Source organism: Bradyrhizobium sp. 2S1 (assembly GCF_011516625.5).
Lineage (GTDB): Bacteria > Pseudomonadota > Alphaproteobacteria > Rhizobiales > Xanthobacteraceae > Bradyrhizobium > Bradyrhizobium septentrionale.
The window spans coordinates 10098424-10123138 of record NZ_CP147717.1 but is presented as its reverse complement, the minus strand read 5'-3'; the positions used below and the strand labels follow the sequence as shown (position 1 = coordinate 10123138).

At 65.1% G+C, this 24715-nt stretch carries 22 protein-coding genes and 3 pseudogenes; 9 read left to right on the top strand and 16 right to left on the bottom strand.

The annotated features are described in order from the left end of the window. Nucleotides 1-4: 4 nt before the first annotated feature. On the bottom strand, nucleotides 5-646 hold the full coding sequence (gene pdxH, locus HAP54_RS48110; protein WP_166298222.1) for a pyridoxamine 5'-phosphate oxidase: 642 nt from the start codon (nucleotides 644-646) through the stop codon (nucleotides 5-7). A gap of 108 nt (nucleotides 647-754) precedes the next feature. Between pdxH and HAP54_RS48105 the strand changes: the two genes are divergently transcribed. After that, on the top strand, nucleotides 755-1162 hold the full coding sequence (locus tag HAP54_RS48105) for an RT0821/Lpp0805 family surface protein (RefSeq protein ID WP_166298221.1): 408 nt from the start codon (nucleotides 755-757) through the stop codon (nucleotides 1160-1162). Between the two features lie 134 nt (nucleotides 1163-1296). Further along, nucleotides 1297-2262, top strand: coding sequence for a DnaJ C-terminal domain-containing protein (locus tag HAP54_RS48100; protein WP_166298220.1), 966 nt, complete (start codon nucleotides 1297-1299; stop codon nucleotides 2260-2262). A gap of 391 nt (nucleotides 2263-2653) precedes the next feature. On the opposite strand, the gene HAP54_RS48095 is transcribed toward HAP54_RS48100, so the two are convergent. Beyond that, nucleotides 2654-3418 carry an anti-sigma factor family protein gene (locus tag HAP54_RS48095; protein WP_166298219.1) on the bottom strand — a complete coding sequence of 255 codons (765 nt, stop codon included), beginning with the start codon at nucleotides 3416-3418 and terminating at the stop codon, nucleotides 2654-2656. A gap of 66 nt (nucleotides 3419-3484) precedes the next feature. After that, a complete protein-coding gene (locus tag HAP54_RS48090; protein WP_166298218.1) occupies nucleotides 3485-3973 on the bottom strand; it encodes a sigma-70 family RNA polymerase sigma factor in 489 nt (162 codons plus the stop codon). Nucleotides 3974-4146: 173 nt separating this feature from the next. On the opposite strand from HAP54_RS48090, the gene HAP54_RS48085 reads away from it, so the two are divergent. The 4 genes from HAP54_RS48085 (at nucleotide 4147) to HAP54_RS48070 (ending at nucleotide 8131) form a co-directional block, all read left to right on the top strand. Then, on the top strand, nucleotides 4147-4746 hold the full coding sequence (locus HAP54_RS48085) for a histidine phosphatase family protein (protein WP_166298217.1): 600 nt from the start codon (nucleotides 4147-4149) through the stop codon (nucleotides 4744-4746). A 54-nt stretch (nucleotides 4747-4800) separates the two neighbouring features. Next, a complete protein-coding gene (gene aroC / locus HAP54_RS48080) occupies nucleotides 4801-5889 on the top strand; it encodes a chorismate synthase (protein ID WP_166298216.1) in 1089 nt (362 codons plus the stop codon). A 44-nt stretch (nucleotides 5890-5933) separates the two neighbouring features. Further along, on the top strand, nucleotides 5934-7127 hold the full coding sequence (locus HAP54_RS48075) for an adenylate/guanylate cyclase domain-containing protein (protein ID WP_166298215.1): 1194 nt from the start codon (nucleotides 5934-5936) through the stop codon (nucleotides 7125-7127). A 140-nt stretch (nucleotides 7128-7267) separates the two neighbouring features. Further along, entirely contained in the window at nucleotides 7268-8131 is an 864-nt protein-coding gene (locus HAP54_RS48070; RefSeq protein WP_166298214.1) for a DMT family transporter, read from the top strand. Nucleotides 8132-8161: 30 nt separating this feature from the next. On the opposite strand, the gene clpS is transcribed toward HAP54_RS48070, so the two are convergent. Continuing rightward, entirely contained in the window at nucleotides 8162-8467 is a 306-nt protein-coding gene (gene clpS, locus HAP54_RS48065) for an ATP-dependent Clp protease adapter ClpS (protein ID WP_166298213.1), read from the bottom strand. A 234-nt stretch (nucleotides 8468-8701) separates the two neighbouring features. Here clpS and HAP54_RS48060 point away from each other — a divergent pair, with 234 nt between their 5' ends. Continuing rightward, a complete protein-coding gene (locus HAP54_RS48060; RefSeq protein WP_029081387.1) occupies nucleotides 8702-9550 on the top strand; it encodes a DUF1194 domain-containing protein in 849 nt (282 codons plus the stop codon). A gap of 161 nt (nucleotides 9551-9711) precedes the next feature. On the opposite strand, the gene HAP54_RS48055 is transcribed toward HAP54_RS48060, so the two are convergent. The 12 genes and pseudogenes from HAP54_RS48055 to HAP54_RS48000 all read right to left on the bottom strand — a co-directional run bounded on the left by HAP54_RS48055 (nucleotide 9712) and on the right by HAP54_RS48000 (nucleotide 22208). Then, nucleotides 9712-10953 (bottom strand): class I SAM-dependent RNA methyltransferase, encoded by a 1242-nt coding sequence (locus HAP54_RS48055; protein ID WP_166298212.1) that lies wholly within the window; start codon nucleotides 10951-10953, stop codon nucleotides 9712-9714. Further along, a complete protein-coding gene (locus HAP54_RS48050) occupies nucleotides 10946-11707 on the bottom strand; it encodes a TlyA family RNA methyltransferase (RefSeq protein ID WP_166298211.1) in 762 nt (253 codons plus the stop codon). The genes HAP54_RS48055 and HAP54_RS48050 overlap by 8 nt, the downstream gene beginning before the upstream one ends. Then, nucleotides 11704-12267: a nucleoside 2-deoxyribosyltransferase gene (locus HAP54_RS48045; RefSeq protein ID WP_166298210.1), complete on the bottom strand. Its 564-nt coding sequence runs from the start codon at nucleotides 12265-12267 to the stop codon at nucleotides 11704-11706. The genes HAP54_RS48050 and HAP54_RS48045 overlap by 4 nt, the downstream gene beginning before the upstream one ends. 140 nt (nucleotides 12268-12407) lie before the next feature. Next, nucleotides 12408-14336, bottom strand: a complete 1929-nt coding sequence (gene dxs, locus HAP54_RS48040; protein ID WP_166298209.1) for a 1-deoxy-D-xylulose-5-phosphate synthase — start codon at nucleotides 14334-14336, stop codon at nucleotides 12408-12410. Between the two features lie 542 nt (nucleotides 14337-14878). After that, the gene (locus HAP54_RS48035; RefSeq protein ID WP_166203093.1) at nucleotides 14879-15130 is read right to left on the bottom strand and encodes an exodeoxyribonuclease VII small subunit; all 252 of its coding nucleotides are present in this window, start codon (nucleotides 15128-15130) and stop codon (nucleotides 14879-14881) included. Between the two features lie 128 nt (nucleotides 15131-15258). Then, nucleotides 15259-16185 carry a histone deacetylase family protein gene (locus tag HAP54_RS48030; protein WP_166298208.1) on the bottom strand — a complete coding sequence of 309 codons (927 nt, stop codon included), beginning with the start codon at nucleotides 16183-16185 and terminating at the stop codon, nucleotides 15259-15261. A 138-nt stretch (nucleotides 16186-16323) separates the two neighbouring features. Then, nucleotides 16324-17304 (bottom strand): annotated as a pseudogene (locus HAP54_RS48025) (bifunctional metallophosphatase/5'-nucleotidase); the annotation flags it as partial. A 167-nt stretch (nucleotides 17305-17471) separates the two neighbouring features. Continuing rightward, a pseudogene (locus tag HAP54_RS48020) lies at nucleotides 17472-18817 on the bottom strand (IS1380-like element ISBdi2 family transposase). A gap of 122 nt (nucleotides 18818-18939) precedes the next feature. Next, nucleotides 18940-19647 (bottom strand): annotated as a pseudogene (locus HAP54_RS48015) (metallophosphoesterase); the annotation flags it as partial. A 91-nt stretch (nucleotides 19648-19738) separates the two neighbouring features. Continuing rightward, nucleotides 19739-20500, bottom strand: coding sequence for a crotonase/enoyl-CoA hydratase family protein (locus HAP54_RS48010; protein WP_166298207.1), 762 nt, complete (start codon nucleotides 20498-20500; stop codon nucleotides 19739-19741). Between the two features lie 301 nt (nucleotides 20501-20801). Further along, a complete protein-coding gene (locus HAP54_RS48005) occupies nucleotides 20802-21530 on the bottom strand; it encodes an alpha/beta fold hydrolase (protein ID WP_166298206.1) in 729 nt (242 codons plus the stop codon). A gap of 114 nt (nucleotides 21531-21644) precedes the next feature. Then, complete coding sequence (locus tag HAP54_RS48000) at nucleotides 21645-22208, bottom strand: DinB family protein (protein WP_166298205.1); 564 nt, start codon at nucleotides 22206-22208, stop codon at nucleotides 21645-21647. A 118-nt stretch (nucleotides 22209-22326) separates the two neighbouring features. On the opposite strand from HAP54_RS48000, the gene HAP54_RS47995 reads away from it, so the two are divergent. Continuing rightward, complete coding sequence (locus tag HAP54_RS47995) at nucleotides 22327-22653, top strand: hypothetical protein (RefSeq protein ID WP_166298204.1); 327 nt, start codon at nucleotides 22327-22329, stop codon at nucleotides 22651-22653. 62 nt (nucleotides 22654-22715) lie between these two features. Continuing rightward, the gene (locus HAP54_RS47990) at nucleotides 22716-24710 is read left to right on the top strand and encodes a hypothetical protein (protein WP_166298203.1); all 1995 of its coding nucleotides are present in this window, start codon (nucleotides 22716-22718) and stop codon (nucleotides 24708-24710) included. Nucleotides 24711-24715 lie beyond the last annotated feature (5 nt).

Here is a 24715-nt window from a genome sequence, read left to right as displayed (position 1 = left end):
CGTATCAAGGATAGAGCCGCACCTTCGACCAGGCGCTGCCGGCGCCGTCGCGGCGGAATTCGATGCGGTCGTGCAGGCGGAAAGGGCGGTCGTGCCAGAACTCGAAGCGCTGCGGCGTGATCCGCCAGCCGCTCCAGCCCGGCGGACGCGGCACCTCGCCGATCACGTATTTCGCGCCGGTCTTGGCGATCGCCTGCTCGAAGGCGAAGCGGCTCTCCAGGGGCTGCGACTGCTTGCTGGCCCAGGCGCCGATCTGCGCCTGTTTCGGCCTTGTGGCGAAATAGGCGTCGGCCTCGGCATCGGTCACCGGCGCGACCGGCCCCCGGATGCGCACCTGACGGCGCAAAGATTTCCAGTGGAATAGTAAAGCGGCCTTAGGATTTGCGGCCAATTCGCGGCCCTTGGCGCTCGCAATGTGGCTGTAGAACACGAAACCGTCGGCGTCGAAGCCCTTCATCAGCACCATCCGCACGTCCGGCAGTCCGTCGGCGTCGACGGTCGCGAGCGCCATCGCGTTCGGATCGTTCGGCTCGGACTTGACCGCTTCCGCAAACCATTCGCCGAACAGGGCAAACGGCTCCTCCGCCGCGGTGAAATCACCCGATGTTAACGGTGTCGGGTGTTTGATGGAGGTCGTGTCGGTCATGTCAGGAGTCCCGATTTGCATCCGCCCGCGTCCGAGAGCGCGCTACTGGCCCTATATAGGGCATGGGGGCGCGTTGGCCTATCGGCGATCCACCCCGCGGGCGCGGTGGTGACATTGATTCTGATCGGCGTTGGCGCCAGCGGCTGCAGCCTGTCGCGCAGCGATGCTTTCGCCAAGATGGACGACAAGGATGTGACGGGCACGATCAACCCGACCCAGGTCAGCGCGGTGATGCCGACCGAGAGCGATCTTGCCTTCGCCCGCAATGCGGCTTCCGACGTGCTGACCAAGGGCGACAAGGATTCCAGCCAGTCCTGGGAAAACCCTGAGACGGGTGCGCGCGGCTCGGTGACGCCGCTGGCCCAGGCCTATTCGGGCGAGGACGGCAAGACGTGCCGGGACTTCCTCGCGAGCTATGTCAATGGAGTCACCGAGAGCTGGCTACAGGGTGCCGCCTGCAAGGGTGGACGAGGACGGTGGGAAATCCATAACCTGAAGCCGTGGAGAAAGTCCTGAGAGTTTCGGCAGAAGCCGGCCGATAATGGACGGGCGCTAGTTGCAAAAATGCCACTGAGCCCCCACATGAAGGTAAAGTGGGCCCCGATGGGTTCCATCCAGGACTGATTTTTCCCGTGAAGGAGACGTGACGGATGCGCGACCCCTATGAGGTCTTGGGGGTGCAGCGGAGCGCCAGCGCTGCGACGATCAAGAGCGCCTATCGCAAGCTCGCCAAGAAGCATCACCCTGACAACAACAAGAACGACCCGAAGGCGGCCGCCCGCTTTGCGGAGATCAACACGGCCAATGAGATCGTCGGCGACGAGGACAAGCGCAAGCAGTTCGACCGCGGCGAGATCGATGCCGAAGGCAAGCCGCGCTTCCAGGGTTTCCCAGGCGGCGGCGCCGGTGGCCGTACCGGTCCGGGCGGCTTCGAATACAGCTTCCGCGGCGGACCCGGCGGCGGCGTGGGTGGCGGCAGCTTCGAGGACATCCTCAACAGCATGTTCGGCAACGCCGCGCGCGGCGGCGGTGGCGGCGGCGGCCGTGCGGGGCGGTCCAGTCCGTTCGAGTTTGAGGGCGGCGGGGTCGGGGTCGACCTCGATCTTTCGGTCGCCATGACGGTGTCGCTGGAGGAGTCGGTCAGGGGCGGCGACAAGCGCGTCCGCCTGCCGACCGGCCGCGAGCTCAACGTCAAGATTCCGCCGGGCGTGACCGCCGGGCAGCAGATCCGGCTGAAGGGCCAGGGCGAGACCGCACAGGGCCACCCGCCCGGCGATCTGCTGATCACGATCTCGATCGCGCCGCATCCGTTCTTCAAGATCGACGGCAACGATCTCAGGATCGATCTGCCGGTGACGCTCTACGAGGCGGTGCTGGGCGGCAAGGTCCGGGTGCCGACGCTCGGCAGCGCGGTCGAACTGTCGATCCCGAAAAACACCTCCAGCGGCCGCACCTTCCGCCTCAAGGGCAAGGGGCTGTCGAAGGCGGGTGTATCAGGCGATCTCTACGTCACGACCCGGATCATACTTCCCGACGGGAACGATGCCGAGCTTGAGGCATTGATGCAGACGTGGCGGGATCGAAACCCCTATAATCCGCGCAGCGATCTCGGCTGACCGCCGATAACGCGCCCCAACGACGCGACGAAGACGCGAAACTGCACCTACCCCGGACTCTATCGGGGTAGACGCGGGCGTTGCGAGCGGGTCAAACAATGACCGGCCGCCGGAGGTCCGGGTTCTGCGGCGTGCAGACCGGATGGCGGAAAAGGAGTGCGGCCTCGAGAGGGGGACCAGCGCGGTACCAAACCCCAATCGAGGCCGCGTGCGCCGATCGGCGGATCGGGCGCAGATCATCTTCGCGTGAATATCCGGTGCGATAATGAGACGCCGCAATGACGCGAATCGAAATTTTCAATGTCGGAATTGGGACGCCGAGTGAGGCCGGATTCACTTTCCCGCCATGACGCAGTTTGCGCGGAAATTTCTTCCGTAGAATTACGGAAGATCAGCCGCCGCTCTTCTCCATCTGATCGTAGACGGCCTGCGCGACCTTGGTCAGGCGGCTGCGGTCGGTGCCGCCGCTGACGACATAGGCGACGCCGCGATCGGCCCAGAACAGCGCGCCGTCGCTGCCCTGGACGGCATAGCGCATCTGGGTCGCATCGGTCTTCGCCTTGGCGGTGTAGACCGTGAAGCGCTCGCCGGACGTGCTCTCGTACATCAGGAACGACGCCGGCCCGCTCGGCCCGGGCAGCAGGCGGCCGCCGACCAGCTTCAGCCCGGTGAGCTCCGGCGCGCGGACGTCCCAGCCGCAGCGCTTGGTCAGCCATTGCTGCAGGTGGTCGCGTTCGCTGCCGGGCACCTCGACCGGGTGACGGACCTCGACCACGTAGAGCCGGTGCGCATCGAGCGCATCGACCGTGAAGCTCTGGAAGGCCGACGGCGTCGCCGCGGCGCCGTGCGCGATCCAGCCGACGCCGCCGCCGGCGATGAAGGCGGCCAGCGTTGCCGCCACCGCGCCATAGACCCAGCGGCGCGGCTGGCGCACCAGCCGCTCGAGCTCGAGCCGATTCGGCACCGCCTCGTCCAGCACGGTGTCGTAGCGCGCATGCAGCCTCTCGGCCATCGCGCGCCATGACTGCACCCGCGCCGCGTCGTCAGGATGCGTGGCGAGCCACGCCTCGACATCCCCGCGGCGTTCGGCCGGCAGCTCGTTGTCGACGTAAGCGTGCAGCTCGTCTTCGGTGACGGGGATGTTCGGGTCGGTCATATCATTCGTCTCTGCCAAATCTTGTTCGAAAATCGTTCATCGTAACACCTGCTGTTGCGCAGCCTATCATTTCACCCGCCTGAGCGTCGGGCGCTGGCCCTCGATCGATGCCCGGACATGGGCGCGGGCGCGGGCGAGGCGGGACATCACCGTGCCGATCGGCACGCCCTGGATGTCGGCGACCTCCCGGTAGCTCATGCCCTCCAGCATCACGAGCAGCAGTACCGAGCGCTGCTCCTCGACCAGCGTCGACAGCGCGCGCTCGATGTCGCGTCCCTCGGCCTCGGTGCCGCTGGCGTCGACATTGTTGTCGAGCAGCGGCATGAAGGCCGGCCGCCGCGCGAGCGAGCGCCGGCGGTTCTTGTTCAAATTGGTCAGGATCGTGTAGAGCCAGCTCCTGACGTCGCCGCCAAGAAACAGCCGCTCCGAGCGCAGCGCCCGCACCAGCGTGTCCTGCACCAAATCGTCGGCGACATCCGAGTCACGCACCAGAGCGCGCGCATAGCGGCGGAGCGCCGGGATCATGGCTTCGACACTTTGACGAAACGCGGTCATGCATCCAGTCTTCGATGGTCGCGGCGCTAGCCGCCTCATCAAACATAACACCCTAACGTCGCGGCTATTCCGGTTGCGCCGATCTGCATGCATAGCGCCTCAGCTGCGGCCGATTTGGGCTTGTCGCCAGCCGAAGTGCTGGTGTACCTCCGGGCCGGAAATATTTGAAGCGAATGCCGGTGCCAACGATCTACTACATCCGCCACGGCGAGACCGCATGGAATGCCGAAGGCCGGCTTCAGGGCGTGCAGGACATCGGCCTCAACGAGCGCGGCCGTGCCCAGGCGGCGCATGCCGGGCGCATCCTCGCCGATCTGCTGGCACGCGACGGCCGTGACAAGACGACGCTGCCGTTCGTCGCAAGCCCGCTGATCCGGGCGCGCGCGACCATGGAGCTGGTCCGCGCCGAGCTCGGCCTGCCGCCCGGCGACTACGCCCTCGACGCGCGGCTGCGCGAGATTGGCTACGGGACATGGGAAGGCTCGACGCTGGCGCAGGCGCAGGCCGCCGACCCCGCCGTGTATGCCCGCCGCCTGGCCGAGAAGTGGACGGTGTCGCCATCCGGCGGCGAGAGCTATGTCGACGTCCAGGTGCGGATGACCGAGTGGTACCGCTCGGTGACCTCAGACACGGTCGCGGTTGCCCATGGCGGCACGGCGCGGGCGCTGATGGTGGCGCTCGGCTTCGAGACCCCGGCCTCGGCCGCGGACCTCGCTATCGAGCAGGGCGCGGTCTACGTGTTCGGCGCAGCGGGCCTGCAGAAGTATAGTTAACCTGGGCGGTCACGCGAGGTTTGACCCCGCTGCCTGCGCGCGTTACGACACGCCATGTCCTTCAATACGTTCGGCCATATGTTCCGCGTCACGACCTTTGGCGAGAGCCATGGGGTTGCGATCGGCTGCGTGGTGGATGGCTGCCCGCCGCTGATCCCTCTCACGGTGGAGGAGATCCAGCACGACCTCGACCGCCGCCGGCCCGGCCAGTCGCGCTTCACCACCCAGCGCCAGGAGCCGGATGCGGTGAGGATCCTGTCCGGCGTGATGGCGCATCCGGAGAGCGGGGTGCAGGTCACGACCGGCACGCCGATCGCGCTGTTGATCGAGAACACCGACCAGCGCTCCAAGGACTATTCCGAGATCAAGGACAAGTTCCGGCCAGGGCACGCCGACTTCACCTATGAAGCGAAATACGGCCTGCGCGACTATCGCGGCGGCGGCCGCTCTTCCGCGCGCGAGACCGCGACCCGCGTCGCCGCCGGCGCGATCGCGCGAAAAGTCCTGCCCGAGGTCAAGGTGCGCGGCGCGCTGGTGCAGATGGGCCCGCACAAGATCGACCGCGAGAAGTGGGACTGGGACGAGATCGCCAACAACCCGTTCTTCTGTCCCGACAAGGACAAGGCGGCGTTCTTCGAAAGCTATCTCGACGGCATCAGGAAAAGCGGCTCCTCGATCGGCGCCGTCATCGAGGTCGTCGCCGAGGGCGTGCCGGCGGGCCTCGGCGCGCCGATCTATGCCAAGCTCGACAGCGATCTGGCATCCGCGATGATGAGCATCAACGCGGTCAAGGGCGTCGAGATCGGTGCCGGCTTCGGCGCCGCCGAACTCACCGGCGAAGAGAACGCCGACGAGATGCGGACCGGCAACAACGGCACGCGTTTCCTGTCCAACTACGCCGGCGGCGTGCTCGGCGGCATCTCGACCGGCCAGCCGGTGGTGGTGCGCTTTGCGGTCAAGCCGACCTCCTCGATCCTGACCACGCGCCGCACCGTGGACCGCAAGGGCGCCGATACCGACATCCTGACCAAGGGCCGCCACGACCCCTGCGTCGGGATCCGCGCGGTGCCGGTCGGCGAGGCCATGATGGCCTGCGTGCTGGCCGATCATTTTCTGCGCGACCGCGGGCAGACCGGGCGCTGATCCCCTATATAGTGGCGGTCGCCAGATCGCCCGGGGAATTGCCAATGAATGCGTCGGAGCTACGGGACATCATCGAATGGATGATCGGTGGCGCGCGGTCGGCGCCGACCCCGCCGCAGATGATGGCGGAGTGCTGCGAACGCCTAGTGCGGGCCGGCCTGCCGCTGTGGCGGGTCGGCGTCTTCGTGCGCACGCTGCATCCCGAGATCTACGGCCGCCATTTCTTCTGGACGCCTGGCGCGGAGGTCGAAACCGGCACCGTCGATCACAACATTCTGGACTCCCCGGAATTTGCCGTGAGCCCGCTGTCGATCGTGTTCCGGCAGGGACTTGAAGTGCGCGCGCGGCTCGACGACCCCGCCAGCTCACGTTTTCCGATCGTCGTGGACCTGCAGGCGGAGGGCGTTACCGACTATGTCGCGATGCCGCTGGTTTACACCGACGGCTTCGTCAATGCCTCGAGCTGGACCACCAGGCAGCCGGGCGGCTTCACCGAGGAGCAGCTCGATGCGATCCGTTCGATCGCCGTGCCGCTGGCGCGCTACATCGAGATCGTGACCCTGCGCCGCACCGCCACGCTGCTGCTCGACACCTATGTCGGCAATCGGGCCGGCGAGCGCATCATGGGCGGCCAGATCCGGCGTGGCCACGCCGATACGATGGACGCCGCGATCTGGTTGTCCGACCTGCGCGGCTTCACAGCGCTGTCGGACCGCTTGCCGTCCGAGACGGTGGTGGAGATCCTCAACCTCTACTTCGACTGCCAGGTCACCGCGATCCGCGACCATGGCGGCGAGGTGCTCAAATTCATGGGCGACGGCCTGCTCGCGGTGTTCCCGGTCGACGAATATCTCGGCGACGAGGTGCAGGTCTGCTCGCGCGTGCTGGAGGCCGCGCGCGCATCCCGCGCCGGCGTCGAGGCGTTGCAGTTCGCCAACGGCGATGCCGTCGAGCGCTTTCGCTTCGGCGTCGCGCTGCATCTCGGGCGCGTGCTCTACGGCAATATCGGCGGCGGTAACCGGCTCGACTTCACCTGCATCGGTCCGGCGGTCAATCTCGCCGCGCGGCTGGAGAAGATCGCCGGCCGCCTCGGCCGTACCGTGGTGGCCTCCGAGCGCTTCGCCGGCATCTGCGACGGCGGCTGGAGCGATCTCGGCGAGTTTCCGATCGCCGGATTTTCCAAGGCCGAGCGGGTCTACGGCCTGTTCGACGAGGCGCCGCGCGCGGCCGCCGGCTAATGCATGATCCGGAAAAGTGCGAAGCGGTTTTCCCTCGCGACAAACGCGGGACGCGTTTGCGCGGAGATCATGCGCAAAGAAGGAGCTAAGGCGCGATGATGATTCAATCTTGTCTCATCGCGCTTTAGCGGCTACGCGACGTGACTGACAACGACGCGCAGCATCGCACCGGGATTGCGCTGGTCGTTGCGGCCGCGGCGGCCTGGAGCACCGCGCCGTTCTTCACCCGGCTGCTGCACTTCGATTCCTGGACCATCCTGTTCTGGCGCGGACTGTTCGGCGGCGGCGCGATCGCGCTGTTCCTGCTCGCCACGCAGGGCTGGCGCGGCGCGCGCAATCTCGTCGTGATGCCCATGAGCGGATGGCTGGTGGCCGGCCTCTCGACTTTGGGCATGGTGACGTTCATTCCGGCGCTGCAACTGACCAGCGTCGCCAATGTCGCGATCATTGTCGCGATGCAGCCGTTTGCGGCGGCCGCGATCGCCTGGCTGTGGCTCGGCGAGCGGGCGCGCCCCGGCACATTGCTGGCAAGCCTCGTCGCCCTCGCGGGCGTTGCCGTCACCGTCAGCGGCGCCGGGGATATCACGGACTACCGGGGCATCGGCCTTGCATGCATCATGGCGCTGGCGATCGCGCTGATGACGGTGACGATCCGCCGGCACAAGGGCACCCCGATGGTCGCCGCCGCGGCGCTCTCGAATGTTCTCGGTAGCGTCGTCAGCCTTCCATTTGCGCAGGGCATCGGCGCGGTCACCGGCGCCGATCTCGGCGTGCTTGCGATGTTCGGGGCATGCCAGGTGGGTCTCGGTCTCACCCTGCTTACGATCGGCTCCAGATTCCTGCCATCCGGGCAGGCCTCGCTGATCGCCACCCTCGAAACCCCGCTGATGCCGTTCTGGGTGTGGCTGGCGTTTGCCGAGGTGCCGTCGCTCCGCGCCTTCATTGGCGGCGCGCTGGTGATGGGAGCCGTCGTCGCCGATATTGTGGCCAGCCAGCGGACGTAGCTCGCGCGGCCGGCGGAACGGTGATTACAGCTACTCTTCCGGCTCGGTGGTGAACAGCAGTGGATAGCCCTTGGCGCGGCCGGCGTCGGTGGCGCGCGTCGCCTTGGTCTCGGCGACGTCCCAGGTGAACACAGCGACCACGCAGACGCCGCGCTGATGCGCGGTCAGCATCACCTTGTAGGCCTGGTCGTCGGTCATGCGGAATTCGCCCTTCAGGATGGTGACGACGAATTCGCGCGGCGTGTAGTCGTCGTTGACCAGGATCACCTTGTGCAGGCGTGGCCGCTCGACCTTGGTCTTTGTCCTGGTTTTCGGCTTGACGACGGTATCGGGCATCGCCCGGCACTCCCTCGCGATTACTCCGTAAGAATACCGTCTTCCGGCGCGCCTTGGAACCGGTCGAATTGCACGGCGTCATTGCGGCAACGGCACGGCGCGTTTTGTCTCATTCGAGATAGGTGATGTCTAACCTGCAAGTGACTAACCTGAATGTGAAGGACAAATGATATCAGCGCTTTTCGCCGCCGGATTTGCGTGTCACCATGACACCCATACGACGGGAGGGCCGCAATGCGCTGGTATGTCTCGATCGGAGCGGTGCTTGTCGCTGGCATGCTGGCCAGCGGCGATGTGGCCGGTGTTGCCGCGCCGGGCCCGGGACCACAGACCGGCCGGCTGGCCGAAAAGGAATCCACACCGAGCGTCGACATCGAGCTGATCATCGCGGTCGACGTCTCCTATTCGATGGACATGGACGAACTCGCGATCCAGCGCGAGGGCTATGCGCAGGCGATCGTCTCCAAGGATTTCCTGCAGGCGCTGAAGGCCGGGCCGAACGGCAAGATCTCGATCACCTATTTCGAATGGGCCGCTTCCAATGACCAGAAGGTCATCATTCCCTGGCGGGTGATCGACGGCCCTGAATCCGCCGATGCGGTCGCCGCCGAGATCATGAAGACGCCGGTGCGCCGCGCCTCGCGCACCTCGATCTCGGGCGCGATCTATTTCGCAATCCCGATGTTCGACGAGAATCCGCATCGCGGCCTGCGCCGCGTGATCGATATTTCCGGCGACGGGCCCAACAACAACGGCGCGCCGATCACGCCCGCGCGCGATGCGGCGCTCGACAAGGGCATCGTCATCAACGGGTTGCCGATCATGGTGAAGGAGCCGTCCTACTCGACGATGGATATCGAGAATCTCGACCTGTACTACGAGGACTGCGTGATCGGCGGGCCGGGCTCTTTCGTGGTGACGATCAAGGACCGCGAGAAATTCAAGGAGGCGATCCGCACCAAGCTGCTGCTCGAAGTCGCCGGCCGCACCCCGGAGCGCCCGATCGTGCGGACCGCCGAGAAGGAGCCGCGGGTCAGTTGCACGATCGGCGAGAAGATCTGGCAGGACCGCTGGGGGCGGTGAGGGCTCGTTTTGTGATCTCGTAGGATGAAGTTAGCGACCTGTCCGCCGAAGCTCGAAGAGCGAAGGCGGAAGCGAAACCCATCATTTTTTTCGCCGCGATGGGTTTCGCTGCGCTCTACTCATCCTACCGTTCTGCCGATATCTCGCCTCTCGTTCGCAGATCAGCGCGCAAACCGCGCCACCAGCTCCACATGCGGGGTGTGGCGGAACTGATCGACCGGGGTGACGCGCTCGATCCCGTAACCGCCATCGATCAGGATTTTCGCGTCGCGCGCAAAGGTTGCGGCATTGCAGGACACCGCGACGATCACCGGCACCTTGCTCGCCGCCAGCTGGGTGACCTGCGCCTGCGCGCCCTGCCGCGGCGGATCGAACACCACGGCATCGAAGTCGCGCAACTCCTGCGGCATCAAGGGGCGGCGGAACAGGTCGCGTGCTTCGGCCTTGAGCGGCTTCAGCCCCGGCGTCGATTGCGCGGCCTTCTGCAGCGCGGTGATCGCGCCGGCATCGTTGTCGAACGCCGCGATCCGCGCCTTCTCCGCGAGGCGCAGCGCGAACGGGCCGACGCCGCAGAACAGATCTGCGATGTGCTTGGCGCGTCCGCAATGCTCGCGAACCAGCGCCGCAAGCGTCTCCTCGCCCTTGACGGTCGCCTGCAGGAACGAGCCCGGCGGCAGCACCACCTTCACCTTGCCGATCGCAACCTCCGGCGAGCCGCGCTGCAGCACCAGCTCGCTATGCCGCGTCAGCCGCGCCAGCCGATGTTTCTCCGCGACGCGCGACAGCGTGGTGATCAGGCTCTTCGGCAGCGCGCCGGAGCCGCGCACGTCGATGTCGAGGCCGTTCAGCGTCGCGGTGACCTGGATGTCGAGCGGTTTGCCGATCGAGATCAGCGGCTCGGCGACCGCCCAGGCGGCCTCAAGCGCGCCGTCGAGCGCCGGATCGAGGATCGGACAGCGGTCGACCGGGATGATGTCATGTGACCCCGCAGCGGCGAAGCCGACCTTCAGCACCTCATGGGTGCCCATGCGCCCGTGCAGCGTGATGCGGCGGCGGCCCGCGCCGTGGGCATCGAGCAGCGGCGCGACCTCGGCCGAAACTCTCGCCTGCGCCAGCGTCTCGACCACGATGTTGCGCTTCCAGGCATGGTAGGGCGCGTCGTTCCAGTGCTGGATCGCGCAGCCGCCGCAGACGCCGAAATGCGGGCAGAACGGCGCGATGCGCTCTGGGCTTGCCTGCGCCACCCGCAGCAGCCGACGCCGGTCGGGATGGTTGCCCGGCACGTCCTCGACTTCGACCGTTTCGCCGCCGAGCGTGTAGGGCACGAAGATCGACTGCGACCCGTCGATCGCGACGCCGTCGCCGCGGTGGCCGACATGGTCGATGGTGAGGAGCTCAGCCACGGCGCGCGCCGAGGAAGAATTCGATATTGCCGTCGCCACCCGTGATCGAGGACGGGAACACCTGGATGTCGGTGCAGCCGAGCGAGCCGGCAAAGGCTGCGATATCGTCGCAGATCTCCTGGTGCACCATCGCGTTGCGGATGACGCCGCGCTTGGCGTGTTTGCGCGCCGCCTCGAATTGCGGCTTGATCAGCGCCAGGAGATGCATTGGTGCTGCCGCCAGCGACAGCGCCACCGGCAGCACCAGCTTCAGCGAGATGAAGCTGACATCGATCACGACGATGTCGGGCCGCGCCGGCAGGCGCTTGCCCTCGAAGCTCCTGATGTCGGTCGCCTCCATGGAGACGATCTTCGGATGGCCCTGCAGCGAGGGATGCAGCTGGCCGTGGCCGACGTCGATGGCGAACACCAGGCTCGCGCCATTGGCGAGCAGCACTTCGGTGAAGCCGCCGGTCGAGGCGCCGACATCGAGGCAGACATGGCCCTCGATATCGATCGGATAGTGCTCGAGCGCGTCGGCGAGCTTGACGCCGCCGCGCGAGACATAGGGATGCGCCGGCTCGGCCGTGAGTGTGGCACCGGGCGCGACGATCTCGGACGCTTTTGCAATCGGCTTGCCGTCGGCGGTCACGAGGCCGGCGTCGATCGCGGCGCGCGCCCGCGCCCGGCTTTCGAACAGGCCGCGTTCGACCAGCAGCACGTCGATGCGCTTGCCGGCGGATGCGTCGTTGTCGTTGTCGCCCGGCTTGGTCACTTGGCGCCCTGCTGGCGCCGCCCGGCGGCGAGCCGCACGCAGGCCTCGAAGGAGGTTAGGTCGTGCCAGAGATCGGCCGACGGCTCGCGCGGCGTCACCAGCGGACTGCCGTGCAGATCGAGCGCGTGCATCATCATCAGATTATCAGGCAATCCAAACTCTTCCACCGTCAGCCCCTCCGCGTCGATCAGGCGTCCGTCGGATGCCGGCACGACCTGGCTCAGCCGCGCCACGCGATTGGCGTAGGACGTGGGATCGTTCGAATAGGCGAGACACAGTTTGCCGCGTCCCGCCATGTAGCCGAGTTCGTAGACGGTGCCTGCGTCGGCACTGGGGCCGCGAAACGGCGTCAAATTGGCGATGATGGCGTCGGCAGACTCCATCATCGCCTCGTTGCTCTTGAAGATGGTGAGAGAGGCGCCGGCGGCAGTGGGATCGATGCTGTTGTCGAGCGGATACAGCCCGGTCAGCCCGTGATAGGCGCAAACCTCCGCCTTGCGGCGGCCGATCTCCACGGCATCCGGCAGGAACACGTCAGGACCTGCCAGATAGATGTTCATGGACTTGCCGGGGCTATAGCTTTTTCGAGCGAAGTGGACACCGGTTCGCGTGAAGAAAAACGCGTCCAAAGAAGAACCTGGAGCTTCGGTTCTGATTCAATCAGAACCGAAAATGCTCCAGTGGGCGCCGCCCGAAGCGATTACGCGAGCTTGACGGTCTCGGTCTTGTAGTCCTTGCCGAGGGTTTCGAACACCTTGGCCACGATGCTCTTGGCGTCGAGCCCAGCGCGGGCATACATCGCCGCCGGCGAGTCGTGGTCGAGGAACACGTCGGGCAAAATCATCGAGCGGAACTTCAGCATGCCGCTATCGAGCATGGCGTTGTCAGACAGGAACTGCATGACATGCGAGCCGAAGCCGCCGATCGAGCCTTCCTCGATGGTGATCAGGATATCATGCTCGCGCGCGAGCTTCATGATCATCTCCTCATCGAGCGGCTTCATGAAGCGCGCGTCCGCGATCGTGGCGGAGAGGCCGTGGGCGGCGAGCTCGTCGGCCGCCTTCTCGCACTCGGCGAGGCGGGTGCCGAACGACAGCAGCGCGACCTTCTTGCCTTCGCGGATGATGCGGCCCTTGCCGATCGGCAGGGGAACGCCGACTTCCGGCATCTCGACGCCGCGGCCTTCGCCGCGCGGATAGCGCAGCGCGCTCGGACGATCGTTGATCGCAACCTGCGTCGCCACCATGTGGACCATTTCCGCCTCGTCGGAGGCGGCCATGATCACGAAGTTCGGAAGGCAGCCGAGATAGGCATTGTCGAACGAGCCGGCATGGGTCGCGCCGTCGGCGCCGACCAGGCCGGCACGGTCGATCGCGAAGCGGACCGGCAGGCTCTGGATCGCGACGTCGTGGACCACCTGGTCATAGCCGCGCTGCAGGAAGGTCGAGTAGATCGCGCAGAACGGCTTGTAGCCTTCGGTGGCGAGGCCGGCGGCGAAGGTCACCGCGTGCTGCTCGGCGATGCCGACGTCGAAGGTGCGGTCCGGGAACGCCTTGTTGAAGATGTCGACGCCGGTGCCGGACGGCATCGCCGCGGTGATGGCGACGATCTTGTCGTCCCTCTCGGCTTCCTTGACGAGGCTCTGGCCGAACACGTTCTGGTAGGCCGGCGCATTCGGCTTGGCCTTGGCCTGGGTGCCGGTGGCGACGTCGAACTTGACGACGGCGTGGTACTTGTCGGCGGAGGCCTCGGCCGGGCCGTAGCCCTTGCCCTTCTGGGTCACGACGTGAACCAGGATCGGCCCGGTCTCCATGTCGCGGACGTTCTTCAGAACCGGCAGCAGATGGTCGAGATTGTGACCGTCGATCGGGCCGACATAATAGAAGCCGAGCTCCTCGAACAGCGTGCCGCCGTCCATCATGAAGCCGCGGGAATATTCCTCGACGCGGTTGGCGCGGTTGGCGAGGATCTTGGGCAGGCGCTTGTTGATCTGCTTGGCCGCCTCGCGCAGCGAGCGGTAGGTCTTGCCGGAATAGAGCCGCGACAGATAGGCGCTCATCGCGCCGACCGGCGGGGCGATCGACATGTCGTTGTCGTTGAGGATCACGATCAGGCGCGAATTCATCGCGCCGGCGTTGTTCATGGCTTCATAGGCCATGCCCGCCGACATCGCGCCGTCGCCGATCACGGCGATGACGTTGTTCTTGCCGCCGGAGAGATCGCGCGCCACGGCCATGCCGAGGCCGGCCGAAATCGAGGTCGAGGAGTGCGCGGCGCCGAACGGATCGTAGTCGCTCTCGGTGCGCTTGGTGAAGCCGGAGAGGCCGCCGCCGGTGCGCAGCGTGCGGATGCGGTCGCGGCGTCCGGTCAGGATCTTGTGCGGGTAGGCCTGGTGGCCGACGTCCCAGATCAGGCGGTCGCGCGGGGTGTCGAAGATGTAGTGGATGGCGGTGGTCAACTCGACCACGCCGAGGCCGGCGCCGAAATGGCCGCCGGTCACCGACACCGCGTCGATGGTTTCCTGGCGCAGCTCGTCGGCAACTTGCCGCACCTGCTCGACCTTCAGCTTGCGCAGGTCATCCGGCGTGTGAATCGTGTCAAGAAGCGGCGTTTTACTAAATGTGGTCACAGCGAATTTCCAATTTTTTGCCTGTCGGAACGAACCGCCCGACGCGAGATGGGTTGGCGCGCTCACCGCGCAGCGAATGCCAGACACTGGGTGCCGCCCCGGCAGGCCGTGCCTGGTTGTCAGCCTAGATTCACTCCGGATTGGACCACGTGATATGCATCACCTTGGTCGCTGTTCACCCGTCCCGGTTCAGTTTTGTCGAACCATTTGAGTTGCATGCCGCCCGAATAATTCGGGCCGCCCGCCACCCTCAAATGCCCATAGAACTGGAAGCATTACACCAAAGCCGCCGCCAAAGCCAACCCGCTAGGGGCGCTGGGTTCCTATGCCTTCTACCGAAAAAGCCAGACTTTTCAATGCTAGAGGTCGCAGGTGGGTTCCAATCCGCCCATTTTTGCGGCAGCCGGCCGGCCCGGATCGGGCAGATTCGTGACAGCACCGGACCGCCGCGATCGTCCCGCGGCGGGGTCAATCGCTGGAAATACGGAGCAACAATTGTCCGCTGCCGCGGACATCCTGTCGCAAGATCGCGATGGTCGGCGCTACTGCACGTCGAGCGGCTCGGTGCCGGTCGGCTGGCCCGAGGCGTCGGTGGTGATCTTGTCGACGCGGGCTTCGGCCTGGCGCAGCAACTCCTCGCAGCGCCGCTTCAGCTGTTCGCCGCGCTCATAGATCGCGACCGATTCCTCAAGCGGGACCTTGCCGTCCTCGAGCCGCTTGACGATCGATTCGAGTTCCTCGATCGCGCGCTCAAAGGAGAGTTTCTTGACGTCCGCCTGGGTGTTTTCGGCCATTCTTTGCGTTCCTGATTGCGCCGATCAGATCGCAACCTGATCTTGTTCGTCCGGGCATGACCTGTCGCAGGCATGCTCGCCCCGGCGCAGAATCAATCGAATTTTTGCGGGCGTATTGTGGCGGGTATTTAGGCGCCCATCAATGCGGTGACGTGAGATGCCACCGACTCTTTCAGGCCCTGCAGGTCGTAGCCGCCCTCCAGCACGGAGACGACACGGCCGCCGGCGCTCTTGTCGGCCACATCCATCAGCTTGCGCGTGACCCAGCCGAAATCCTCGCCGGTCAGGTTGATCGAGGCCAAGGGATCGCGGTGATGCGCGTCGAAGCCCGCCGAGATGACGACGAGTTCGGGGGAAAACTTCTCGAGCTGCGGCAGGATCAGGTTCTCGAAGGCTGCGCGGAACCTGGCGCCGCCGTCGCCGGGCGCCAGCGGCGCGTTGACAACGGTGTCGTGCTCGCCGCGCTCGCCGGCGGCGCCAGTGCCGGGGAACAGCGGCATCTGGTGCGTCGAGCAATATATCACGGTGGGATCGGCCCAGAAGATGTCCTGCGTGCCGTTGCCGTGATGGACGTCGAAATCGATGATCGCGGCGCGCTTGATGCCGTATTTGCGCTGCGCGTGGCGCGCGGCGATCGCGACATTGTCGAAGAAGCAGAAGCCCATCGGCGTCGATTTCTCGGCGTGATGGCCGGGCGGGCGCACCGCGACGAAGGCGTTCTGGTGGGCGCCGGTCATCACCGCATCGGTGGCGGCCACCGCGCCGCCGACGCCGCGCATCACGGCTTCCCAGGTGCCCGGCGACATCGAGGTGTCGCCGTCGATATAGATCATGCCCGAGGTCGGCGCGATGTGGCGCAGCTCGCCGACATAATGCTCGCCATGACAGAGCAGCACGGTGTCGAGGTCGCCTTCGGGCGCCAGATCGCGCACCAGCGCCTTGAAGCGGTCCTCGCCAAGCACCTCGGCCACCGCGCGCAGCCGGTCGGGGCGTTCGGGATGTCCTGGAGGGGTCAAATGGTCGAGGCAGGCGGTGTGCGTCAGAAGCAGTGTCATGCAAATTCCCGGCGCAATGGAGGCGCGTGCGAGGAGGGTCTAATTTAGGCGGTTACCGGCTCGCCGGAAAGGGCCAAGCTTCGATCCTGCCGCATCGTTCCACTCACTAGTCTGAAGGCGAAGCGCGTCGGGTGCGGCTCAATTGATCCGCTCGATCCGCTTTCCGGCGGTCGGGCCGACCGGGCTGTTGGCCTTGAAATAGGCATAGAGCGCATCGACGTCGTAGATGCCGAACTGCTGCGCCGTTCCCTCCTTGAACACCGTGAAGCCGTCGCCGCCTTCGGCGAGATAATTGTTCACGGTGACGCGATAGCTCGCGGCGGGGTCGATCGGCCTGCCGTCGAGCGACATCCGCGCGGCGATGATGCGTGCGCCGTCGGGCTTGCTCGCATCCCATGCATACGCAAAGCCCTTCGAGACCTGCAGGGCGCGCGGCCGTTTCGGGTCGGCCCATTGCTGCTCCAGCACGTCCTTGAGCTGCTTGCCGGTCAGCGTCATCGTCACGAGCTGGTTGCGGAACGGCTGGCTGGCGAAGATGTCGGCATAGGTGACCGCGCCGTCCTCGCGCTTGGTGATATCGGTACGCACGCCGCCGGGATTGGTGAAGGCGATCACCGCGCCTCCATTGGGCTCCGAACTGGTCGCAAGCAGTTGCGCGTCGGCGACGATATCGCCGAGCGGGCTCTCGCCGGAATCATTGGGCACGCGCGACAGCGTTTCGGTGACCGAGCCGGCCGGGCGGTTGGCGATCGGCGCGGCCAGCCGGTCGTAGGATTCCAGCAGCGCACTCTGCTCGGGATCCTTGGCCGTGCCGGCGATCTTCACGATGGTGTTGTCGGCCCTGGCGCTGATCACGTCATGCGTCTTCGGATCGAGCTCAAGATCGATCGCGGTGACCAGCGTGCCGTATTTGTCGCCGGAGGTGACGAGACGTCTGTCGATCTCGCAGACATAGGCCTGGTGGGTGTGGCCGGAGATCACGACGTCGACCGCCTTGTCGAACTTCTTCACGATGTCGACGATCGGCCCGGAGATGCCGGGACATTCATTATAGTCGCCGGTCGGAAAGCCGCCTTCGTGGATCAAGACCACGATCGCCTCGACGCCGCGTGCCTTTAGCCCGTCCTATTCGTGAGAGTGCTTTTTTTAGTCCGATTGATGTGGCCGCACATCTGCTCTGACGAGGCGCGCGGGATTGCCTTCGGCTTTTCACCGCCTGACCGACCCGTACTTTGCAACGCGCTTGAGGTGTAGGTTGGGCGAACGGGGGGCGGACGCCCCGCCGGTCAAGGACCGAGAGGCAGCAGCGCGCCTGGCAAGCCGCGGATCAGGTCGGCTTCGGGACATGCCGCGGCAAACGCAAGGCGAATGCGGCTCGTGGTCTCGACGACACGGGCAGCGAGTTTCAAGAGACGAAGACGCAGCGTCGCGAACTCGGCTGTGGCCAATTCCCGGGCTTTGGGAATCGCGTCGCGCACGGTCAGCATCAGCCAATAAGCGGCGGTGTGGAGAACGAGGCGGACTTGATTGGCGAGCGCCGAACGGCAGCTGGTGCGATCGGAGGCGAGCTGTGTCTTATGCAGCTTGATCAGATTCTCGGCTTGGCCGCGCGCGCAATACAGGCTGTCGTAGATCCACTCGGCCGAGCCGACATCGAGGCTGGTGACGACGAAACGGATGTCGAGGCCGAGCATCGTCGCCTCAATACGGGCGACGGTACGCCGTTCGCGATCCCAGGACTTGGCCTTGTGGCGCGTCTCGGTATAGCCACGCAGAACCGGCAGGTTCTCGATGGCGCGTCGCGTGCGGATGTCGTCGGCGGCCTCGTCGAGTTTTCTGGCGAGCGGCTTGGTGCCGGACAGACCGAAGATGTAGTCGATGCCGTTGGTCTCGCACCACGCCATTGCCTCCGGCCGAGCATAGTGCGCCCGTCGCCACGGAACGTAATTCGCGTGTTGTGCCACCGCGTCCGGATATGCCGTATCAGGCGGCGCAGATGGGCACGCACCTCGACGCCGCCCGGCGTCTTGCCGGGCCGCAACACGACCGCCACGGGCCGGCTCTTCTCCGTGTCGTAGACGTGGATCGGCAGGAAGCAGCGTTCGTCATAATGAGCGTTGAACAGCGAGAGCTGCTGATGGCCGTGGACGACATCGCAGGTATCATCGATGTCGAGCGTGACGGATGCCGGCTCGCGCGGGTAGCTATCCATCCATGCGTCGACCAAAGTGTAGGTCAGTCGGATCACGTCGCGCAGGCGCGGAGCATTCTCCAGCCGCGACAGCGTCGGTTGGGAACACAGATCGCGACCCGTGTCCGGCAGCCGTCCGCAGGCCAGCTTGAATGCGGGATCGGACCGCAGATGATCGAGGTCGTCGGCGTCCTCGTAGCCGCAGCAGATCGCGAACATGCGCGCGCGGAACATATCGACAAGGCTGTGCACGACCCGCGTCGGATCGCGCCGATCCGGGAACACCCGGGCCAAATTGTCGGCCAAGCCGAGACGCCGCTCGGCCATCGCCAGAAGCATCACGCCCCCGTTCGAGGTCAGCCGACCGCCATCGAAGGCAGCTGTGACTTTCTTGGCGTGAACGGCTGGAAACGAGAAGGGCAGAATCGTATCGTCGGTCATGGCGGGCCTGGCGTTCGCGGTTGAGGTGATGGGGTTGGCTTTGCAACCGAATCCTACGCCGCATCAGCGCTTTACACCACGCTCGCCAGCCTCTCAGGCGCACTCTGACGAATAAGACGGGTTAGCTCGGGGATCAGCGCATTGACGGTCTCGGCCTCGTCGCGGAAGTCGAGGCTCGCGACGCCGGCCGGCGACACCAGATTCGGGGTGTTCTTCAGCGTCAGCCCGATGAAGCCGACCGGGATGCCGTCGAATTCCTTGATCTCGTAGGGCGGAAACACCGGCTTGCCGGTGGCCCTGTCGATCGTGGAGGCGGCGAGATAGCGGAATTTGGCCCCCAGGAACGGGTGCGGCCCCTGGCACTTGTCGACCGGGTGGCAACCGCCATTCTGCATCCGCAGCAGTTCGTCCTTGCCCTCGTCGAATTCGTGATTGCCGACCGAGGAGATCGCAAGCCCCATCATCGACAGCGACTCGATGGTCGGCTCGTCATGAAACATCGCCGACAGGAACGGGCTCGCGCCGATCAGGTCGCCGGCCGCAACGAAGATGTTGTTCTTGTGTCCTTCGCGCAGCTGCTTGACGACGGTCGCCATCCGCTCGGCACCGCCGGCCGGCACCATGATCTTCTTGCTGGCGTCGGCGGGATCGGTGATGCGGATGCCGCCCGGCGGCGGCCGCAGATAGCCGTGGAAGTCGTTGATCGCGAGGATGCGCAAGTTCACCGGCGCCGCGGTCTGTGCCCGACCGGGGCTTGCCGCGACCAGACCGAGTGCGCAAAGCGCGGCGAGAGGCGCAAGAGGCTTAAGGCGGGGGCGGGGTTGTCTCATGACCTGTCCATGGAGCGCATAATCATGGCGTGCACGATCATGGAACACACGATCATGGCCCGGCGCCACTACAATTTTGCGACGCTTCGTTTCAATCCTTCGTGCGCGCCATGAAGGCCCTGAAGGCGTCGACCGCTTCGCTGGAGCGCATCCGTTCGCTGAACAGATGGTTCTCCTGTTCGATGCGGCGGGTGACGTCCTCCGGCGGCAGCCGGATCAGACGCCGCGAGATCGCCACCGCCTCGGCCGGCAGCGCGCAGATCTCGCGCGCCACCTTGTGCGCCTCGACCTCGGCATGGCCCGGCGCCACCACGGTGTTGACGAAGCCGGCGACGCGGGCGTCGTCGGCCGACATGGTGCGGCCCATCACCAGCATCGCGAAGGCGCGCTGGTGGCCCATCGTGCGCGGCATCAGCAGGCTGGAGGCGCCTTCCGGCACCAGGCCGAAATTGGAGAACGGCGTCGAGAACGACGCGGCCTTGCTGGCCAGCACATAGTCGCAGTGGAACAGCATGGTGGTGCCGATGCCGATCGCGACGCCGTCGACCGCGGCGATGATCGGCTTCACATTGTGGGCCAGCGAATACAGGAACTTGACCAGGTCGGAGGCGGGCGGCATCTCGCCGGTTGAGGTGCCCTGTGCGAGCAGGTCCTCGACGTCGTTGCCCGCGGTGAACACACCGGAGCCGCCGGTGATGATCAGGCAGCGGATCTTCGGATTGTTCTGCGCCTTGTCGATCGCGTCGCTGATCGCGCGAAACATCTCCTGGGTGATCGCGTTCTTCTTCTCGGGCCTGCGCAGCCGGATCACGCGTGTGGCGGCTTCGTCGGTCACTATGACATGCGCGGTCATCAAGCGGTCCCAGGGTCGGCCGGCATCGTCGCCGGCGGGGGCGTGCCGCTATCCTACATGATCCCGCGCAAGCCCCAAGTGTTCGCGGAGGCTTTTCCTCTTCTGCGAGCATGAGGACGGCGCAATGCAGTTAACCGGAATTCACCTTTCCTGCGCAGGGGACCTTGGTCGTAGGAAAGGGCCGCGCGATGATGGCACGCAGTGATCGCGCGCCCGGTTCGGGGATGCGGTCGATCGTCACGGCGCATTGCGCTTTCGTTCGGCGCTCGATGCGATGGAGATACGCGCGCTCGAGATCGCTCTAGCCGCGACCGACGAACGAGCGGATGCCGCGGCCGATTGCGGCGCCGTGCTCCAGCAGCGCGCCGAGATGGTCGCCGGGGACCGACATCGCGTACAGGCCGTTCTCCGCGGCGAAGCGCTGCATCGGCGCATGCGGGCCGTCGTCCTGTCCGTTCCACAGCAGCACCGGCACGCGCGAGGAGAGCACGGCATCCTTTGCGCCATCGAGCTGGCCAGGCGCGTCGAAGCAGGCGCGCACGCCGCCTTCGAGATCGGGCGTCACCCATTCGGCGAGCTGCGGCGCGGTGCGGCGGGCAAAGGTGATGAAGGCGCCATAGGTCAGCGGGCCGGCATTGCCGCGCGGCAAGCCGGTCAGAAAGTCCCAGCCGCCGATCGCCAGCGATGCCAGCCGCGCCGGGAAGAATCTGGCGACGCCGACCGCAACCCAGCCGCCCATCGAATGTCCCACCACATGGGCGCGCTCGCCGCCGAGATCGTCGATCACGGCAACGATGTCGCCGGCGCGCTGCGCCTGGTTGTAGAGCGCCGGATCGGCCGGCTTGTCGCTCAAGCCATGCCCGAGTGAATCGACGCAGACGACGCGAAAGCGATCGGCGAGCGCATCGACCACGCCGCATTGCTTCCAGCTCGCCGCGTCGAGCAGCAGGCCGTGCTGCAGCACGATCAGCGGCCCCGTTCCCTCGACAGTGTAATGGATGCGCTGGCCCCGATGATTGGCGAATGGCATTGATAGAATTCCCCACGTTTCACCGACAGGTGAGCGCGGAGATGGCGGTATTCAAGACCCTTGTTCCGAATCGGGAACCGGTTCGTGCAGCCCGGCAGCGGGCGAAACTTCGGCTCAGCCGCCCCACACGGTGGTTTCGCTCCAGCCGAGCTCCTTGAACTCGGCTTCTCGGAGCGGGGCTTCGCCGGCGGCGAAGAATTCGTCGAGCTGCGGCGGCTTGACCGTGGTTTCGGAAAGCATCGCATGGGCCTGGCCGCGATGATGGATCTGGTGCTGGAACAGATGCATCAACAAGCGGTCGCGCCGCTCGGTCTGCACGGAGGTGTCGCGATTGACCTTGACGTCTTCATCGAGCCGCGCAGGCGTCAGCGCGTCGCAGTGAGCGATCAGGCGCTGGTCGATCGCGCGCTGCGCAGCTTTCAGCGCGGCGACCGCCGGGTAGGGCACCTCGTCGGCCCATGCTTTCGGCCCGAGCCAGCCGCCTTCGAGCGCGTCGACATAGAAGAGATCGATGACATGGATGTGGTTCAGCGTCGCCTGCAGGCTCGGAAAGAACCCGGTTCGCGCGGCGGCAAATTCCGCCTGGCTGAGACCGGCGCAGGCCGTGAGCAGGCGATGATTGGCCCAGGCGTTGTTGTAGGCAAAAGCGCGAAGAGTCTGAACGAGGCTCGCCGGCATATCGGTCCTCACTGTGCTTGGTCTGTGAAAAGCTTCACAATCTCGCATGTCCTTCGATGGTAGCATTGTGTCGATTTACAACTTCCATTGAATAGCTGCCATTTTAGGGAGTCATTTCATGCGCGCCACTTTCGCAGCTGCCTTCTTGCTTGCAACCGTGTTGCCGTGCCACGCCCAGCAAGCGGTTTCCGGAACGCTGACCCAGGTCCGGACCGGCTGGAACGACGACTCTTTCGGCATCATGCTCAACGTCCCGCAGATAAATCCGGCGCATTGCACGGAAAATACCTTGGGGTATATCAGCACGATCAACAACGCCGGATATCATACCTATTATTCGGCGGCTCTCACCGCATACGTTGCTCGAAAGCCGGTCACGGTCACTGTCCACAACACCGAGTGCGTCGGCGGATTTCCGAAGATCATCGGAATAAACATGCCCTGAAACTCGGCGAGCCCCGTTCATCGCTTCCGATCTGAACTCGATTGACCTCAAGGAGCATGCTTGTGTCTCCGATCAATTCATCGCGATTGTGCGCCAGACTAGCGCTACTGTTGTTGATTGTCGCTTGCTCGCCGACGATAGCAACGTCGGCCCGGGCGCAGGACATTCAGGGCGTTGTGGTTCTTCCAGCTGCGCCGGATCTTCACGTGGTGACGTCCACCACGTCGGACGCCGTTGCGGCCACGGCTGCACCTGCGCTGCCGTTGGTCATCGTTCCCATCCTGTCGGACTACGTCTTTCCAGTCCCGCAGTCGGAAGATGTCCTGACGCAACGCAATGACAACAATCGCACCGGCACCTCGCACGTGCCGGGCATCAATCAGAACACGGTTCAAAGGTTCAAGCGGCTCGGGTCCTTTGCGGTCCATGGCACCGTGCTCTCACAGCCACTTTTTGTGAAGAATGCCATGGTCGGGAACGTGCGGCAGCCCGTGCTGATCGTCGCGACATCTCACAATGATGTTTACGCATTCTCGCCGTCGGAAGCGCGACCCGACTTTCTGTGGCATACGTTCCTGGGGCGGCCGGTGGTGAGCAAGACGACTACTGCTCCTCCACCCCAAGAGCCGCCCCCAGCCGAAGGAGCAGCTTGTGCGCCAAACGCCCTGGCTGCCTGGCAGGAGGGAGCAACCCTTGACGGGATCGAGACTGGCCTGGTCGGGGTCGAGTCGACGCCGGTGGTCGATCCGGCGCTTGGCCGCGTCTTCGTGAGCTACAAGACCTTCGAGGGCCTGCAGCATATTGCGGCGATATCGCTGAACGACGGCACAGTGGTCAAATCCGTTGTTGTGCCGGCGCCAAATCAGGAGTGGCACAAGCTGCATCGCAACCGCGCCAGTCTGGTGCTGGCCGATGGCGTCGTCTTCGTTTGTTTCTCGAGCCTGTGCGAGGGCTCGCAGATCCGGATGCACGGCTCGATCAGCGCATTCGACGCCGCCACGCTGGAGCCGGTCGGCCGCTACCAGGTGACGGACGACAACACCGACGGCGGTGGCATCTGGCAGGGATCAACCGGTCTCGCGGCCGATACCGCGGGCAATCTCTATTTCACGACCGGTAATCGCCGGCTCTGCTTCGGTGTTCCGCCGGGAGAGCTGGATCACCCGGACAAGGCTAGTCTCGCCGATAGCGTGATCCGTGTTCATATCGAACGCGCCGCGCCGCACGGCAGCGAACCCTATCATCTGAATATGGAGGCGGCCGACTACTTCACGCCCTATCGTCGAACCATGGAGGATTGCTTTGATCTCGACATGTCGGCCGCAGGCGTGTTGCTTATTCCGGGCACGCGCTATCTGGGTGCGGGCGGAAAGGAGGGCATCTTCTATGTTCTCGATCGTGCCGACATGGGCGGGCCGGATACTTCGGATCCGCTGTGGATTTTCAACAGCGTAACCAGCGTTCAGGAGCGGGTGAAGCACAAGGACTCTCTCGATGATCCGGCGCGCGATCATGTGCATCAGAAATTTCAAGCGACCGAGGTTCGTTGGCCTGCCGGTCAAAACTACCTGTTGAACAGCTGGATGGAATGGCCGCACATCCACGGCACACCTGCGTTCGCCAGTTTCGGAAATGACCAGTTCATGTTCCTGTGGGGCGAGAAGGACAAGCCGAAGCGGTTTCGCTGGCGTGACGGCAAGTTCGAGCTATCTCCCCTGGAAGGCGAGCCGATCGCGCCTCCTTATGTGAACATGGGATTGAACGGGATGCCTGGCGGCTTCATCTCGGTCAACGTCGATCCGACCGGCAGCGGTTTGGGCGTCGTGTTCGCATCGGCCCAAATCTGCGACGAACCCGGATACCCGGCCTGCAACAAGAGCCAGGATAACGGTGTGCTCAGGGCCTACGATCCCTTTACGATGCGACAAGTGTGGAATGATACCGGTGAAGCGCAGAAGTATTGGTTCGCAAAGCTGGTGCCGCCCACCGTCGCCGGCAATCGGGTCTTTCTCGCGACGAGGTCCGGTAAGGTCCTGATCTACGGCGTGCCGCAGTAGACCAC

What these genes read in the sequence shown, in the direction of transcription:
- aroC (WP_166298216.1), top strand. Translation starts at nt 4,801, where the DNA reads ATGTCCTTCAATACGTTCGGCCATATGTTCCGCGTCACGACCTTTGGC.
- HAP54_RS48095 (WP_166298219.1), bottom strand. Translation starts at nt 3,418, where the DNA reads ATGACCGACCCGAACATCCCCGTCACCGAAGACGAGCTGCACGCTTAC.
- HAP54_RS48035 (WP_166203093.1), bottom strand. Translation starts at nt 15,130, where the DNA reads ATGGCCGAAAACACCCAGGCGGACGTCAAGAAACTCTCCTTTGAGCGC.
- HAP54_RS48100 (WP_166298220.1), top strand. Translation starts at nt 1,297, where the DNA reads ATGCGCGACCCCTATGAGGTCTTGGGGGTGCAGCGGAGCGCCAGCGCT.
- clpS (WP_166298213.1), bottom strand. Translation starts at nt 8,467, where the DNA reads ATGCCCGATACCGTCGTCAAGCCGAAAACCAGGACAAAGACCAAGGTC.
- HAP54_RS48010 (WP_166298207.1), bottom strand. Translation starts at nt 20,500, where the DNA reads ATGACCGCGCATGTCATAGTGACCGACGAAGCCGCCACACGCGTGATC.
- HAP54_RS47995 (WP_166298204.1), top strand. Translation starts at nt 22,327, where the DNA reads ATGCGCGCCACTTTCGCAGCTGCCTTCTTGCTTGCAACCGTGTTGCCG.
- HAP54_RS48075 (WP_166298215.1), top strand. Translation starts at nt 5,934, where the DNA reads ATGAATGCGTCGGAGCTACGGGACATCATCGAATGGATGATCGGTGGC.
- HAP54_RS48085 (WP_166298217.1), top strand. Translation starts at nt 4,147, where the DNA reads ATGCCGGTGCCAACGATCTACTACATCCGCCACGGCGAGACCGCATGG.
- HAP54_RS48060 (WP_029081387.1), top strand. Translation starts at nt 8,702, where the DNA reads ATGCGCTGGTATGTCTCGATCGGAGCGGTGCTTGTCGCTGGCATGCTG.
- HAP54_RS48000 (WP_166298205.1), bottom strand. Translation starts at nt 22,208, where the DNA reads ATGCCGGCGAGCCTCGTTCAGACTCTTCGCGCTTTTGCCTACAACAAC.
- HAP54_RS48030 (WP_166298208.1), bottom strand. Translation starts at nt 16,185, where the DNA reads ATGACACTGCTTCTGACGCACACCGCCTGCCTCGACCATTTGACCCCT.
- HAP54_RS48005 (WP_166298206.1), bottom strand. Translation starts at nt 21,530, where the DNA reads ATGCCATTCGCCAATCATCGGGGCCAGCGCATCCATTACACTGTCGAG.
- HAP54_RS48090 (WP_166298218.1), bottom strand. Translation starts at nt 3,973, where the DNA reads ATGACCGCGTTTCGTCAAAGTGTCGAAGCCATGATCCCGGCGCTCCGC.
- pdxH (WP_166298222.1), bottom strand. Translation starts at nt 646, where the DNA reads ATGACCGACACGACCTCCATCAAACACCCGACACCGTTAACATCGGGT.
- HAP54_RS48045 (WP_166298210.1), bottom strand. Translation starts at nt 12,267, where the DNA reads ATGAACATCTATCTGGCAGGTCCTGACGTGTTCCTGCCGGATGCCGTG.